Origin of the sequence: Phaeovulum veldkampii DSM 11550, assembly GCF_003034995.1 — a bacterium.
Classification (GTDB): domain Bacteria; phylum Pseudomonadota; class Alphaproteobacteria; order Rhodobacterales; family Rhodobacteraceae; genus Phaeovulum; species Phaeovulum veldkampii.
Genome location: NZ_PZKF01000022.1, coordinates 1 through 12,995, shown reverse-complemented (window position 1 = coordinate 12,995; position 12,995 = coordinate 1). Strand labels below are relative to the sequence as shown.

Sequence of the window (12,995 nt, the reverse complement as noted above, 5' to 3'; positions counted from 1 at the left end):
TGCCGCGCTTGTTCACTGTCCTCGCCCCCTTCCTGCTCGCCCCTGCCGTGATCATGGGCGCGCCGCAATCGCGGGCTGAAACGTCTGTGTCAGGCGCCTATCTGGCCGCCCGCCACGCCAGTGGCGGCTCTGATTACAGCAGCGCCGCTACCTATTACGCGCAGGCCCTTCTGTCCGACCCTGCCAACCCCTTGTTGCAGGAATCGGCCCTGATCGCTTATCTCGGCACCGCCGATTTCGACCGCGCCGCCGTAATCGCGCGGGAAATGGGCGCAGCCCCCGACGGCAGCCAGATCGCGGCGCTGGTGCTTTTGGCCGAACGTGGCCGGACGGGCGATTTCGACGGCGTGTTGAGCCTGCTGAAAGAGGGCATTAATGTGGGCCCGCTGGTCGGCGTGCTGGCCGAGGCTTGGGCGGAACTGGGCCGGGGCCACATGTCGGATGCGGTGCGCAGCTTTGACCGGCTGTCGAAAATGCGCGGGCTTGAAGCCTTTGGGCTGTATCACAAGGCGCTGGCGCTGGCTTCGGTGGGCGATTTCGAAGGCGCCGATCAGATCTTTTCGGGTGAGGCCGGGCGACCGATGCGGGCAACACGGCGCGGCGTTCAGGCCCATGTGCAGGTTCTCAGCCAGCTGGAACGCAACGCCGATGCGCTGGCGCTGCTGGATGCCGCCTTTGCCGTCGATCTGGACCCGGCCCTGTCGGATATACGCGCCCGTCTGGTGGCGGGCGAGCGGCTGCCTTTCACCATGGTCGGCTCGGCGGTCGATGGTCTGGCCGAGACATTTTATACCGTGGCAGGGGCGCTCAATTCGGAAACACCCGACGCCTACACACTGGTTTACGCCCGGCTGGGCGAATATCTGCGCCCCGGTCTGGTCGATGCCATCCTGATGACCGCGGCCATACTGGAACAGCAGGAACAGTTCGATCTGGCAACCGCAGCCTATGCCCGTATTCCACGCGACGACCCGGCGTTTCACGCCGCCGAACTGGGCCGCGCCGATGCGCTGGTGGCGGCAGACCGGACCGAGGCCGCAATCGAGGTGCTGGAACAACTGACCCGATCGCACCCCGATCTGCCCGGCGTCTGGTCGGCCCTGGGCGACACGTTGCGGCGCGAGGAGCGCTATGGCGAGGCCGCTCGTGCCTATGACAAGGCGATATCGCTGTTCGACACTCCCGAGGCCGCACAGTGGTTTCTGTTTTATGCGCGTGGCATCGCGCATGAGCGGACGAATGCCTGGGACAAGGCCGAATCCGATCTGCGCACTGCCCTGCGCCTAGAGCCCGAACAGCCACAGGTGCTGAACTATCTGGGGTATTCCTATGTCGAGAAACAGGAAAACCTGACCGAGGCGCTTACGATGATCGAACGCGCCGTGGCCGCGCGGCCCGAGGATGGCTATATCATCGACTCGCTCGGCTGGGCACTTTTCCGCCTTGGCCGCTATGAGGAATCGGTCGTGCAGATGGAACGCGCGGTCGAACGGATGCCTGCGGATTCGCTGGTGAACGATCATCTGGGCGATGTCTACTGGGCTGTCGGGCGTGCGCGCGAGGCAGCGTTTCAGTGGCGCCGCGCGCTGTCTTTTGGGCCAGAAACCGAGAAAGACGCAGTCCGCATCCGCCGCAAGCTGGAGGTCGGTCTTGATGCCGTTCTGGCCGAGGAAGGCACAGCCCCCCTGAAGGCGGTCCTGAATGGCAATTGAGGCGCTGGCCCCGGCCAAGATCAACCTGACGCTGCATGTCACCGGTCAGCGCGAAGATGGCTATCACCTGCTCGATTCGCTGGTGGTCTTTGCCGAGGCGGGCGACCGTATCCTCGTGGAACCGGCCGACGATCTGCGCCTCACAGTGACCGGGCCGAAAGCGGCGGGCATTCCGGCGGATGGCGACAACCTGGTGCTGCGCGCGGCGCGGATGCTGGGGCAGGCCGGGCAGGGCGCCGCGATCACGCTGGAAAAACACCTGCCGATGGCCTCGGGCATCGGCGGCGGTTCGTCCGATGCAGCGGCCACCTTGCGGGCGCTGGCCCGGCTGTGGGCTGTAACGCTGCCCCCGGCGATAGAGACTGCCCGGCTTGGCGCCGATGTGCCAGTCTGCCTTGACCCGCGCCCGCGCCGGATGGCGGGGCTGGGCGAGATTCTGTCCGATGTGCCGCAACTGCCACCGCTCTGGCTGGTGCTGGTTAATCCTGGTGTGCCGCTGGCCACGCCCGCCGTGTTCCGGGCGCTGACGCAAAAGACCAATCCGGCGATGCCGGACCCGCTGCCGAACTGGTCCAGCGCCATGGACCTTGCTGATTTCCTGCGCAGCCAGCGCAACGATCTGGAGCCGCCGGCGCTGGCGATCCAGCCGGTGATCGGCACTGTTCTTGCCGCGCTGGCAGCCTGCGACGGGTGCCTTCTGGCGCGGATGTCAGGCTCTGGCGCCACCTGCTTTGGGCTGTTCGCCAGCGCCGCATCCGCCGCATCCGCCGCCTGCGCCCTCGCCGCGGGCCAGCCGGGCTGGTGGGTCAGCGACAGCGCAGTTCTGGCCTGATCGACTTTTCATCTTGGCAAAAATATCCCCGCCGGAGGCTCCCACGGTCAGTGCGGAAGCCTCCGGCGGGGATATTTGGACCAAGATGAAAGGGCTCAGTTGATTCGGGCGACGACGTAGAGCGCGAGATCGTCCAGCATGTCACGCAGCGGATGGGCGGGCAGGCAGCGCAGTGCGGCGCGTGCCTTTTCGGCCCAGGCCAGCGCCTCGGCACGGGTTGCTTTCAGCGTGCCATGGCGGGCCATGATTGCCAGCGCGGTGGCCAGATCGCCCTCGTGCTGGTCGCCTTTTTCGATCACGCGCGACCAGAAGGCACGTTCCTCGGCATCCGCGCAGACCACGGCCTTGATCACCGGCATGGTCAGCTTGCGCTCGCGGAAATCGTCGCCGGTGTTCTTGCCGATCGTGGCCGCCTCGCCGGCGTAGTCCAGATAATCGTCGACAATCTGGAATGCGACACCCAGCGCGTCGCCATAGGTGTAAAGCGCCTGCACCTGCGCCTCGGTGGCGCCAGCGATCACGCCGCCCACTTCGGTGGCGGCCGAAAACAGCGCCGCGGTCTTGCCGCGGACGACCTTGAGATAGATCCCCTCGTCAGTCGCCAGATCCTGCGCCGCGGTCAGTTGCAGCACCTCGCCCTCCGAGATCGTGGCCGAGGCATTGGCGAGGATTTCTAGCACCCGCATGTTGTTGGTTTCGGTCATCAACTGGAAACTGCGAGCGAACAGATAATCGCCCACCAGCACCGAGGATTTATTGTCCCACAGCAGATTCGCCGTGGGCCGCCCGCGGCGCTGGCCGCTTTCGTCGACCACGTCGTCGTGCAGAAGCGTGGCGGTGTGAATGAATTCGACCGTCGCCGCCAGCTGCACATGGTAGGGCCCGCCGTAGCCGCACAGCCGGGCCGCCGCCAGCGTCAGCATCGGCCGCAGCCGCTTGCCTCCCGCCTCGACCAGATGCGCCGTGACCTCGGGGATGCGGGGCGCGTGTTCGCTGGCCATCCGGGTGCGGATCAGCTCGTTCACCGCCGCCATGTCATCGGCCAGCGCTTCGGCCAGCCGGTCATGCGGTTTTTGTGCCTTGTCATCGAGGCTCATCGCGTTTCCCCGTTCTTCAATCCGTCGCCTCGACAGAGCGCGCGGATGCCCCTAAGTCTTGGGCATGAAAGAGCTATTGCGCAGCACCGATCCGGTCCGTCTGGCCCTCGCCACCGCGCTCCTTGAAGGCGAGGGTATAGCGGCCTTTCAGATCGACGTCCACATGAGCGTGCTGGATGGCAGCCTCGGCATTTTGCCGCGCAGGCTGATGGTGCGCGACGCCGATTTGTTCATGGCGCGCGCCATTCTGCGCGACCTCGGGCTGGATCAGGGGGCCTGATGTTTGCGCCCGAAGATCTGACGCAGGACGGGTTTCTGGGTGGGCGGCTGACGCTGGCACAGCCGCGGGCCGGGTATCGCTCGGCGATGGATGCGGTGCTGCTGGCGGCGGCCTGTCCGGCACGGGCGGGCCAGGGGGTGCTGGAACTGGGCTGCGGCGCGGGCGTGGCAAGCCTGTGTTTGGGCGCGCGGGTGCCGGGGTTGGGCCTGACGGGGCTTGAGGTGCAACCGGCCTATGCGGCGCTGGCCAGGCGGAATGCGGCGGCCAACGGGCTTGTGCTGGAGGTGGTCGAGGGCGATCTGGCCGCCATGCCCGCCGCCCTGCGCGCCCGCAGTTTCGATCAGGTGATCGCCAACCCGCCTTATTTTGCGCCGTTCTCGGGCACTGCCGCTGCCGATTCGGGGCGCGAAACGGCGCAGCGCGAGGCCACGCCGCTTGCCGTCTGGATCGACGCTGCATTGCGCCGTCTGCGCCCCGGCGGCTATCTGACGCTGATCCAGCAGGCCGAGCGGCTGGGCGATATTCTGGCTGCGCTGCCGCCGCGGGCGGGCAGCAGCGTGGTGCTGCCGGTAGCCCCGCGCGCGGGGCGGGCGGCGGGGCGGGTAATCGTGCAGGCGCGCAAGGGCGGGCGCGGGCCGCTGCGCCTGCTGGCCCCGTTCGTGCTGCATGCCGCCCCCCATCACGCTGCCGACCACGAGGATCTGACGCCCGAGGCGCAGGCGATCCTGCGCGCGGGGGCCGTGCTGACCCTGCCGCGTTAACCTGTCGTCAGGTGAATTCTGTCAGGCTGAAACCGCATGATAGGATTTCGCGCCTTGCACGGCGGTCGCGCGTGACATGGCCGGGGAAGTGTGATGGAATTGTCATGTCTGCAAAGGAGAGGAGACGGCCATGACGCTGAGTTCACACCTGCACGAGCTTCGCAAGAAGCACGAGGCGCTGTCGGATGCGGTCGAAAAAGCGCAACGCAGCCCGGCAAGCAGTGACGCCCAGATTGCCGATATGAAAAAGCAGAAACTCAAGATCAAGGAAGAAATCACGCGCCTGTCGCAGGACTGACCTCTGCGCCGTCATTCCCTGCTGGCGCGCGCCGCCAGCAGGGCACCGCTGGCGATCAGGGCCGCCGCCAGCGCCAGCCCGGTCGAAGCCTCGGCCACACCGCCCAGAATCAGCGCCAGCGTTGACAGCAGCGGGGCTGCATAGGAGGCGGTTCCCAGCAACTGGATATCGCCGCGTTTGACCCCCACATCCCAAGTGTAGAAGGCAAGGCCCACCGGCCCCAGCCCCAGCGCCAGAACCGCGCCCCAGCCCAGCGCGCCCGCGGGCCAGAGCGTGTCTTCCCATGCCACATGCGCCAGCGCCGACAGCGCGGCGGTGGCCAGACAATAGACCGCCACTGCGGCAGTCGGCACCGCCCCCAGGCGTCGTGAGATCAACGAATAGGCGGCCCAGGTCAGCGCGCAGAGAAAGGCCAGCCCATAGCCCGGCAGCGCTGCGGCGCTGGGCCCGGTGCCGCCGCCCGACACAATCAGCGCCGCCCCCGCAAAGGCCAGCGCCGCGCCGATCAGATGCAGCGGGCGCAACCTCTCACCCGGCAGCAGGCCCGAAAACAGCACGATCAGCAGCGGCCAGAGATAGGCGATCAGCCCGGCCTCGGCGGCGGGCGCCATGCGCAGGGCCGAGAAATACAGCGCGTGATAGCCGAACAACCCCGCAGTGCCAAAGGCATAGACCCGCCATGAAATCGCACGCAACTGGCCAAGGCCCCCGCTGCGGGCTACCCAGATCAGCCCGATCATCCCGCCGATGGCAAAGGTCAGCGCGTTCAGCAGAAACGGCGGCACCGGCGCCGAGCCGACTGTGAACAAGGCCAGCAGCGACCACAGCGCCACCGCCGAAAACCCGATGAATGTTGCGTGTGTCCGCGTCATGGAGCCCAGCCCCCGAAACAGGAAAGGCCCGCAAGATGCGGGCCTTTCGCAGCGTTTCCAAGAGGATCAGACAAAGAACTGGCCACCGTTAGCGGTAAGTGTCGATCCGGTAATGAAGCCTGCGTCATCGGCGGCCAAAAACACCACGCAGCGCGCGATTTCCTCGGGCTGGCCCAGACGGCCCACCGGGATCTGCGCGATGATCGAGTCACGCACCTTTTCCGGCACGGCCATCACCATTTCGGTGCCGATGTAGCCCGGACAAATCGCGTTCACGGTGATGCCGGCGCGCGCGCCTTCTTGCGCCAGCGCCTTGGTAAAGCCCAGATCGCCCGCCTTGGCGGCCGAATAGTTGGCTTGCCCGGCCTGACCCTTTTGCCCGTTGATCGACGAAATGTTGATCACGCGGCCAAACTTGCGGTCACGCATCCCGGTCCACAGCGGGTGGGTCATGTTGAACAGGCCGTTCAGGTTGGTCTCCATCACCTCTTGCCACTGCTCGCGGGTCATCTTGTGGAACATCGAATCTCGGGTGATCCCAGCGTTGTTTACCAGCACCTCGACCGGGCCCAGATCGGCCTCGACCCGGGCGATGCCCGCAACGCAGGCGTCGTAATCGGCGACCGACCATTTGTAGGTCGGGATGCCGGTTTCGGCGGTGAATTTCGCCGCCGCCTCATCGTTGCCAGCATAGTTTGCCGCAACCTTGTAGCCCGCCGCCTTCAGCGCCAGCGAAATGGAGGCGCCGATCCCGCGCGACCCCCCGGTGACCAGTGCAACTCTCGACATGATTCCCCCTAGAAGCAAATGCTGTTGAAACGCTGTTACCCAAAATAAAAGCGGCGCGCAACAATGTTGCGCGCCGAATTTTTGCAATGCAGAAAGATCAGACGCCTTCGACGCAGAGCGCCACGCCCATGCCGCCGCCGATGCACAGCGTTGCAAGGCCCTTTTTCGCGCCCGATCGCTTCATTTCAAACAGCAGCGTGTTGAGGATGCGCGCACCCGAGGCGCCGATCGGGTGGCCGATGGCGATGGCGCCGCCGTTGACGTTCACCTTTGACGTATCCCAGCCCATGTCTTTGTTCACCGCGCAGGCCTGCGCCGCGAACGCCTCGTTTGCCTCGATCAGGTCCAGATCGGCAGCTTTCCAGCCGGCCTTTTCCAGCGCCTTGCGGCTGGCCGGGATCGGGCCGCAGCCCATGATCGACGGATCAAGCCCGGCGGTGGCATAGGATGCGATCCGCGCCAGCGGGGTCAGGCCGCGGCGCGCGGCCTCGGCCTCGGTCATCAGCAGCACGGCCGCGGCGCCATCGTTGATGCCCGAGGCGTTGCCCGCAGTAACGCTGCCGTCCTTCGTGAAGGCCGGACGCAGTTTCTGCATCGATTCGAGCGTGGCGCCGTGGCGGATATATTCATCGGCATCCACCACGATGTCGCCCTTGCGGGTTTTCACGGTGAAGCCCACGATCTCATCGGCGAATTTGCCCGATTTCTGCGCGGCTTCGGCCTTGTTCTGGCTGGCCAGCGCGAATGCGTCCTGCATCTCGCGGCTGATCTGCCACTGATTGGCCACGTTTTCTGCCGTCTGGCCCATATGGTAGCCGTTGAAGGCATCCCACAGCCCGTCCTTGATCATCGAGTCGATGAAGGACATGTCGCCCATCTTGGTTCCTGCACGCAGGTGCGCGACATGGGGCGAGAGTGACATGTTTTCTTGCCCGCCGGCGATCACGATGGCGGCGTCACCCAGTTGAATGTGCTGGGCTGCCAGTGCCACTGTGCGCAGGCCCGAACCGCAGACCTGGTTGATCGACCACGCTGCGCTTTCGATCGGCAGGCCCGCCTTGATATGCGCCTGACGCGCCGGGTTCTGGCCCTGACCGGCGGTCAGCACCTGGCCCAGGATGGTTTCGTCGACCTCTGCCTTGTCGATCCCGGCACGGGCCACCACCGCCTCCAGAACGGTGGCGCCCAGATCGTGGGCGGGGGTGTTGGCGAAGGCGCCGTTGAAGCTGCCGACAGCCGTGCGGGCTGCCGAAACGATCACGACATTGGTCATATGGATCCTCTCCCTTGGTCTGCGAAGCCGGTCGCGGGGCCGCGCCGGATGCCGCTGCGCAGCATGCCCGAAGCGAGGGGCAGGTCAAGCCCCCGGCCCCGCGCGCAACCCGATTGCCGTGCGACCGCGGCTCTAGGTCAGGCGCGCAATGCCCGTGTCGGGGTCTTCCACGGCGGCAGGATGGTGGGGGCGCCAAAGTAATAGCCCTGCATGCAATCCACCCCGAGGCGTTGCAGATATTCGGCATCGCGGGCGTTTTCGACCGATTCCGCCACGGAAAACATGTCGAAATGCTGCGCAAGCGCCAGCAATGCATGGGTCAGTACCTGATTGTCGGGGTCGTCGGCGATGCCGCGGATGAACTGGCCGTCGATCTTGAGGATGTCAAAGTAGAACTCGCGCAGGTAGCGGAACGAACTGTAGCCCGCCCCGAAATCATCCAGTGCGAAGGATACCCCCTTTTGCTGTAAGTCCTTCATGAAGACCTGCACCAGATCAGGCATCAGGATCGCCGAGCTTTCGGTGATTTCGAGAATCAGGCGTTCGGCTGCGGTGCTGTCGGCGGCCAGCCCGCGGTGCAGCACCGCCATCCAGTCTGGGTAGCCGATCGACCGGGCCGACATGTTGATTGCCAGTCGCAGCCCCGAATCTTCGCCCAGCGCGATCAGGCCCATTTCAAGTGCCAGACAGTCGATCTTGCGGCCCAGTCCCGTCGTTTCGACCGCCCCGATGAAATCGCGCGCAGGAATGATGCGGCCGGTGTCATCCAGCACCCGGATCAGCCCTTCGTAAAAGGCGGGCCGGTCGGGGCGGGCCGATTGTACTACCGGCTGAAAGGCCAGCACCACATCGCCCCGGTCGACCGCCTGCCGCACCAGTGCCACCGCCTCACGGTCGCGCAGGGCGACGGCATGGTCAAGCGGGCTGGCCAGGCTGGGATCGACCGGCTCTTTCGGCAGCGAATCGCGGTGTGACATGGCAGACTCCTTCCCGTTGGGCGCAGTCTTGCCGCAAGGGGCTAAGAAGAGGTAAATCCGCGAATTTTTTCAAAGCAGGGTGATCGGGGGCGGTGCGATCAGGGCTGCGAGGAAACCTCGGCGATCAGCGCATCCAGTATCGCCTGTGCGCTGTCGCCGTCCCATTCGGCCTCGCCGGTCAGCCGCCCGATCTCATGCCCTTCGGCATCCACAATCACGCTGACCGGCAGCCCCAGCACCCCCATCGCGCGTGACAGGGCCTGCGTTTCATCGCGCAGCACCGGCAGATGGGTGACGCCGGTTTCGGCAAAGAAGCGGTCAATCGCGGGCAGACCGTTGCGCCCGGTGGCGATGGTCACCACCGCGAATCGCTCGCCCCCCAGCGTGGCCTGCAAGCGATCCAGCGCGGGCATCTCGGCCCGGCAGGGCGGGCACCACAGCGCCCAGAAATTCACCAGCACCACCTTGCCGCGCCAGTCTGACAGGCGCCGTTCGGCGCCGGTGGCATCGGTAAAGGGCAGGTCGGGCACGGGCTGCGGTGCGGCAGTCAGCACCAGCTTTTTCATGTCGCCTTGTTTCAGCGCCTCAAGATCAGCCGCCGTCGCGGCGGTTGCGCCAAGCGACAGGGCCGCATAAAGGACGAACGCAGACAGACCACGCATTTTGCCTCCAACCCAAGGGCCGCAACGATGACCGACACCGCCAAATCGCAAGCCTCCAACGCCATGTGGGGCGGGCGTTTCGCCGCCGGGCCGGATGCGATCATGCAGGCGATCAACGCCTCGATCGGCTTCGACCAGCGGCTTTACGCGCAGGATATCCGCGGTAGCCGGGCCCATGCGGCGATGCTGGCCGCGACAGGCATCCTTACGCATAACGATGCCGAGGCGATCGGGGAAGGGCTTCTCACGGTCTTGTCAGAGATCGAACGCGGTGATTTCCCGTTCTCGGTTGCGCTGGAAGACATCCACATGAACGTGGAGGCCCGGCTGAAGGAAATCATCGGCGAACCGGCTGGCCGGCTGCATACGGCGCGGTCGCGCAACGATCAGGTGGCGACCGATTTCCGCCTGTGGGTGCGCGATCAGTGCGATGCCGCGGTTTCGGGCCTTCGGGCGCTGATTGGCGCGCTGCTGGCGCAGGCCGAGTCGGGGGCCGGCTGGGTGATGCCGGGCTTTACCCATTTGCAAACCGCCCAGCCGGTGACCTGGGGCCATCACATGATGGCCTACGTCGAGATGCTGGGCCGCGACATGGGCCGCTTTGCCGATGCCCGCGCGCGGATGAACGAATGCCCGCTGGGGGCCGCGGCGCTGGCGGGCACCTCGTTCCCGATCGACCGGCATATGACGGCGGAAGCCCTGGGCTTCGACCGGCCGATGGCCAACAGCCTTGATGCGGTGTCGGACCGTGACTTTGCGCTGGAGTTTCTGGCCGCCTCGGCGATCTGCGCCACGCATCTGTCGCGGCTGGCCGAAGAACTGGTGATCTGGTCCTCGGCACAGTTCCGGTTCGTGGCGATGTCGGACAAATGGTCCACCGGGTCGTCGATCATGCCGCAAAAGCGCAACCCCGATGCGGCCGAACTGATCCGCGCCAAGATCGGACGCATTCTTGGCGCGGCGGTGGCGCTGTTCACGGTGATGAAGGGGCTTCCCTTGGCCTATTCCAAGGACATGCAGGAAGACAAGGAGCAGGTCTTTGACGCGGCCGACACGCTGATGCTGGCGCTGGCGGCGATGGAAGGCATGATCGGCGACCTGACCGTGAATCGTGACCGGCTGGAGGCTGCGGCCTCGTCGGGCTTTTCCACGGCCACCGATCTGGCAGATTGGCTGGTGCGCGCCGCGGGCCTGCCGTTCCGCGATGCCCACCACGTCACCGGCACGCTGGTCGCGCGCGCCGAGGCCAAGGGCTGCGATCTGCCCGAACTGAGCCTGGAGGAGATGCAGGCGGTGCATCCAGCGATCACATCCGAGGTATTCGGCGTGTTGGGGGTTCACAACTCGGTCGCCTCGCGACAGAGTTACGGCGGGACCGCGCCCGATCAGGTGCGCGCGCAGATTGCCCGCTGGAAACAGAGGATCGGATGAAGGCCATGGCGCTTGTGATGCTCTGCGGGGTCGTGGCCTGTGCCGCGCCTGACCCTTCGACCCATGCGGCGGTGCGGCTGACGCCCAAGGGGCTGTATGTCTACCCCTATGCCGCGGCCGAGGCCGAAAACTTTGATCTGGCTTTGCAGCCATGAAGCGATGGTCCCTTGCCCTTGCCTTCGCGCTGGCGGCCTGCGGTGTCGATGGCCCGCCGGTGCCGCCCGCCAAGGCCGCGCCCGGCATAACCGTTTCGGGCACCGCCGAAATCGGCATCGTGTCGCGGCGCTGAGCCTTCCCCCGGCGCGGTCCCCGCGCTACGATCTGCCCGCCCCAGTTTCGGAGAAGCCGATGTCGCCCCTGCGCATGATCTATCTTGGCCTTGCCCTGATCGGCACGGCGCTCCCCTTGCCCTATTTCATCGGCTTTCTTTCGGAAAACGCGTGGGATGTGGGGGCGATGATTGATGCCTGGTATGTCAACGCCGCCACCACCGGGCTGGTGTGGGATCTGACCATCGCCGCCGTCACCCTGACGCTGTGGGTTGTGGTCGAGACATGGACCAGCCGCAACTGGCGCGGGCTTCTGGCAATTCCGGCAATCTACCTGATCGGGGTCAGCTGCGGATTGCCGCTTTATCTGTTCCTGCGTTCGCGCCCGGTGACCTGATGGACCACTTTCTCTATCGCAACGGCGTCCTGCATGCCGAAGACGTGGCGATTCCTGCGATTGCGGCGGCTGTCGGCACGCCGTTTTACGTCTATTCCACCGCTACCCTGGCCCGGCACTACCGCCTGTTTCAAGAGGCACTGGCGGGCATGGATCACCTGATCTGTTTTGCCGTCAAATCGAACGGTAACCTTGCCGTGCTGAAGGTGCTGGGCGATCTGGGCGCGGGAATGGATGTGGTGTCGGGCGGCGAATACCGCCGCGCGCAGGCCGCGGGCGTGCCGGGCAACCGGATCGTGTTTTCCGGCGTGGGTAAAACGCGCGAGGAAATCCGGCTGGCGCTGGAGGGCGGCATCCGGCAGTTCAACGTCGAATCCGAACCCGAACTGCGCGCGATTTCAGAAATTGCCACGGCGTTGGGCGTAACCGCCCCGATCGCGCTGCGCGTCAACCCCGATGTCGATGCGAAAACGCATGAGAAGATTGCCACCGGCAAAAGCGAAAACAAGTTCGGCATCCCTATCGCCAAGGCCCGTTCCGTCTATGCCGAGGCGGCGGCCCTGCCCGGCATCGACGTGGTGGGTATCGATGTGCATATCGGCAGCCAGTTGACCGATCTTGAGCCGTTCCGCGCCGCCTTTTCCAAGGTCGCCGACCTGACCCGCACGCTGCGCGCCGATGGCCACAACATCCGCAGGCTTGATCTGGGCGGGGGGCTGGGCATCCCCTACACCCGCTCGAACGAGGCACCGCCGCTGCCGCTGGATTACGGGCAGGTGATCCGCGAAACGGTGGGCGATCTGGGCTGCGAGATCGAGATCGAGCCGGGGCGGCTGATCTCGGGCAATGCGGGGCTGCTGGTCGCCTCGGTGATCTGGGTGAAAGAGGGTGAGGGGCGTGATTTCCTGATCCTTGACGCCGCGATGAACGATCTGGCGCGCCCCTCGATGTATGGCGCGCATCACGACATCATCGCCGTGGCAGAGCCGGTTCCCGGCGGGCCGACGCAGCCTTTTGACGTGGTGGGGCCGGTCTGCGAAACCGGCGACACCTTCGCGCGGGCGCGCGAGCTGTCGCTGCTGGCGCCGGGCGATCTGGTCGCGTTCCGCTCGGCCGGGGCTTATGGCGCGGTGATGGCCTCGGAATACAACACCCGGCCTCTGGTGCCCGAGGTGCTGGTGGCGGGGGATCACTTCGCCGTCATCCGGGCGCGGCCGAGCTTTGACGAAATCCTGGCCCGAGATACCATTCCAGTATGGCTGTAGGGCGCCCCGCCCCGCGCCCGGAAGGTTGGGCATGAACGAACCCCCCCCCCCCGCTTGATCGCCGCGCTGCAGCGCCTGCG

General features: G+C 65.8%; 16 protein-coding genes. 10 read left to right on the top strand and 6 right to left on the bottom strand.

The features are described 5' to 3' along the window. Positions 1 to 53 precede the first annotated feature (53 nt). Complete coding sequence (locus C5F46_RS10420; protein ID WP_107325292.1) at positions 54 to 1,712, top strand: tetratricopeptide repeat protein; 1,659 nt, start codon at positions 54 to 56, stop codon at positions 1,710 to 1,712. Then, positions 1,702 to 2,544 carry a 4-(cytidine 5'-diphospho)-2-C-methyl-D-erythritol kinase gene (locus tag C5F46_RS10415; protein ID WP_107325291.1) on the top strand — a complete coding sequence of 281 codons (843 nt, stop codon included), beginning with the start codon at positions 1,702 to 1,704 and terminating at the stop codon, positions 2,542 to 2,544. Before C5F46_RS10420 ends, C5F46_RS10415 begins: the two co-directional genes overlap by 11 nt. A gap of 95 nt (positions 2,545 to 2,639) precedes the next feature. Here the strand turns inward: C5F46_RS10415 and C5F46_RS10410 are convergent, their stop codons facing one another. Next, the gene (locus C5F46_RS10410) at positions 2,640 to 3,641 is read right to left on the bottom strand and encodes a polyprenyl synthetase family protein (protein ID WP_107325290.1); all 1,002 of its coding nucleotides are present in this window, start codon (positions 3,639 to 3,641) and stop codon (positions 2,640 to 2,642) included. 64 nt (positions 3,642 to 3,705) lie between these two features. On the opposite strand from C5F46_RS10410, the gene C5F46_RS10405 reads away from it, so the two are divergent. The 3 genes from C5F46_RS10405 (at position 3,706) to C5F46_RS10395 (ending at position 4,980) form a co-directional block, all read left to right on the top strand. Beyond that, positions 3,706 to 3,921 (top strand): putative signal transducing protein, encoded by a 216-nt coding sequence (locus C5F46_RS10405; RefSeq protein ID WP_107325289.1) that lies wholly within the window; start codon positions 3,706 to 3,708, stop codon positions 3,919 to 3,921. Next, a complete protein-coding gene (locus C5F46_RS10400) occupies positions 3,921 to 4,682 on the top strand; it encodes a tRNA1(Val) (adenine(37)-N6)-methyltransferase (protein ID WP_107325288.1) in 762 nt (253 codons plus the stop codon). Before C5F46_RS10405 ends, C5F46_RS10400 begins: the two co-directional genes overlap by 1 nt. 130 nt (positions 4,683 to 4,812) lie before the next feature. Further along, entirely contained in the window at positions 4,813 to 4,980 is a 168-nt protein-coding gene (locus C5F46_RS10395) for a YdcH family protein (RefSeq protein ID WP_107325287.1), read from the top strand. Between the two features lie 11 nt (positions 4,981 to 4,991). Here the strand turns inward: C5F46_RS10395 and yddG are convergent, their stop codons facing one another. From yddG to C5F46_RS10370, 5 genes are all read right to left on the bottom strand, one after another. After that, on the bottom strand, positions 4,992 to 5,852 hold the full coding sequence (yddG, locus tag C5F46_RS10390) for an aromatic amino acid exporter YddG (protein WP_107325286.1): 861 nt from the start codon (positions 5,850 to 5,852) through the stop codon (positions 4,992 to 4,994). A 66-nt stretch (positions 5,853 to 5,918) separates the two neighbouring features. Then, positions 5,919 to 6,641 carry a beta-ketoacyl-ACP reductase gene (gene phbB, locus C5F46_RS10385; protein WP_107325285.1) on the bottom strand — a complete coding sequence of 241 codons (723 nt, stop codon included), beginning with the start codon at positions 6,639 to 6,641 and terminating at the stop codon, positions 5,919 to 5,921. Between the two features lie 97 nt (positions 6,642 to 6,738). Next, on the bottom strand, positions 6,739 to 7,914 hold the full coding sequence (locus tag C5F46_RS10380) for an acetyl-CoA C-acetyltransferase (protein WP_107325284.1): 1,176 nt from the start codon (positions 7,912 to 7,914) through the stop codon (positions 6,739 to 6,741). A 137-nt stretch (positions 7,915 to 8,051) separates the two neighbouring features. Continuing rightward, the gene (locus tag C5F46_RS10375) at positions 8,052 to 8,891 is read right to left on the bottom strand and encodes an EAL domain-containing protein (RefSeq protein WP_107325283.1); all 840 of its coding nucleotides are present in this window, start codon (positions 8,889 to 8,891) and stop codon (positions 8,052 to 8,054) included. Positions 8,892 to 8,989: 98 nt separating this feature from the next. Continuing rightward, positions 8,990 to 9,553, bottom strand: a complete 564-nt coding sequence (locus C5F46_RS10370; protein WP_107325282.1) for a TlpA family protein disulfide reductase — start codon at positions 9,551 to 9,553, stop codon at positions 8,990 to 8,992. Between the two features lie 27 nt (positions 9,554 to 9,580). On the opposite strand from C5F46_RS10370, the gene argH reads away from it, so the two are divergent. From argH to lysA, 5 genes are read left to right on the top strand one after another with little or no spacing between them, the layout of a single operon-like run. Beyond that, on the top strand, positions 9,581 to 10,984 hold the full coding sequence (gene argH / locus C5F46_RS10365) for an argininosuccinate lyase (RefSeq protein ID WP_107325281.1): 1,404 nt from the start codon (positions 9,581 to 9,583) through the stop codon (positions 10,982 to 10,984). Between the two features lie 5 nt (positions 10,985 to 10,989). Further along, a complete protein-coding gene (locus C5F46_RS16635; protein ID WP_168796796.1) occupies positions 10,990 to 11,139 on the top strand; it encodes a hypothetical protein in 150 nt (49 codons plus the stop codon). Continuing rightward, positions 11,136 to 11,273, top strand: a complete 138-nt coding sequence (locus C5F46_RS10360) for an argininosuccinate lyase (RefSeq protein WP_107325280.1) — start codon at positions 11,136 to 11,138, stop codon at positions 11,271 to 11,273. The genes C5F46_RS16635 and C5F46_RS10360 overlap by 4 nt, the downstream gene beginning before the upstream one ends. A 59-nt stretch (positions 11,274 to 11,332) precedes the next feature. Beyond that, the gene (locus tag C5F46_RS10355; RefSeq protein ID WP_107325279.1) at positions 11,333 to 11,650 is read left to right on the top strand and encodes a DUF2834 domain-containing protein; all 318 of its coding nucleotides are present in this window, start codon (positions 11,333 to 11,335) and stop codon (positions 11,648 to 11,650) included. Continuing rightward, positions 11,650 to 12,915, top strand: a complete 1,266-nt coding sequence (gene lysA, locus C5F46_RS10350) for a diaminopimelate decarboxylase (protein WP_107325278.1) — start codon at positions 11,650 to 11,652, stop codon at positions 12,913 to 12,915. Before C5F46_RS10355 ends, lysA begins: the two co-directional genes overlap by 1 nt. The last annotated feature ends 80 nt before the right edge of the window (positions 12,916 to 12,995 follow it).

Coding starts and splice junctions, on each gene's coding strand:
- C5F46_RS10410 (WP_107325290.1), bottom strand. CDS start 3,641: ATGAGCCTCGATGACAAGGCACAAAAACCGCATGACCGGCTGGCCGAA.
- C5F46_RS10400 (WP_107325288.1), top strand. CDS start 3,921: ATGTTTGCGCCCGAAGATCTGACGCAGGACGGGTTTCTGGGTGGGCGG.
- C5F46_RS10395 (WP_107325287.1), top strand. CDS start 4,813: ATGACGCTGAGTTCACACCTGCACGAGCTTCGCAAGAAGCACGAGGCG.
- C5F46_RS10420 (WP_107325292.1), top strand. CDS start 54: ATGGGCGCGCCGCAATCGCGGGCTGAAACGTCTGTGTCAGGCGCCTAT.
- lysA (WP_107325278.1), top strand. CDS start 11,650: ATGGACCACTTTCTCTATCGCAACGGCGTCCTGCATGCCGAAGACGTG.
- phbB (WP_107325285.1), bottom strand. CDS start 6,641: ATGTCGAGAGTTGCACTGGTCACCGGGGGGTCGCGCGGGATCGGCGCC.
- C5F46_RS10405 (WP_107325289.1), top strand. CDS start 3,706: ATGAAAGAGCTATTGCGCAGCACCGATCCGGTCCGTCTGGCCCTCGCC.
- yddG (WP_107325286.1), bottom strand. CDS start 5,852: ATGACGCGGACACACGCAACATTCATCGGGTTTTCGGCGGTGGCGCTG.
- C5F46_RS16635 (WP_168796796.1), top strand. CDS start 10,990: ATGGCGCTTGTGATGCTCTGCGGGGTCGTGGCCTGTGCCGCGCCTGAC.
- C5F46_RS10375 (WP_107325283.1), bottom strand. CDS start 8,891: ATGTCACACCGCGATTCGCTGCCGAAAGAGCCGGTCGATCCCAGCCTG.
- C5F46_RS10380 (WP_107325284.1), bottom strand. CDS start 7,914: ATGACCAATGTCGTGATCGTTTCGGCAGCCCGCACGGCTGTCGGCAGC.
- C5F46_RS10370 (WP_107325282.1), bottom strand. CDS start 9,553: ATGCGTGGTCTGTCTGCGTTCGTCCTTTATGCGGCCCTGTCGCTTGGC.
- C5F46_RS10355 (WP_107325279.1), top strand. CDS start 11,333: ATGTCGCCCCTGCGCATGATCTATCTTGGCCTTGCCCTGATCGGCACG.
- C5F46_RS10360 (WP_107325280.1), top strand. CDS start 11,136: ATGAAGCGATGGTCCCTTGCCCTTGCCTTCGCGCTGGCGGCCTGCGGT.
- argH (WP_107325281.1), top strand. CDS start 9,581: ATGACCGACACCGCCAAATCGCAAGCCTCCAACGCCATGTGGGGCGGG.
- C5F46_RS10415 (WP_107325291.1), top strand. CDS start 1,702: ATGGCAATTGAGGCGCTGGCCCCGGCCAAGATCAACCTGACGCTGCAT.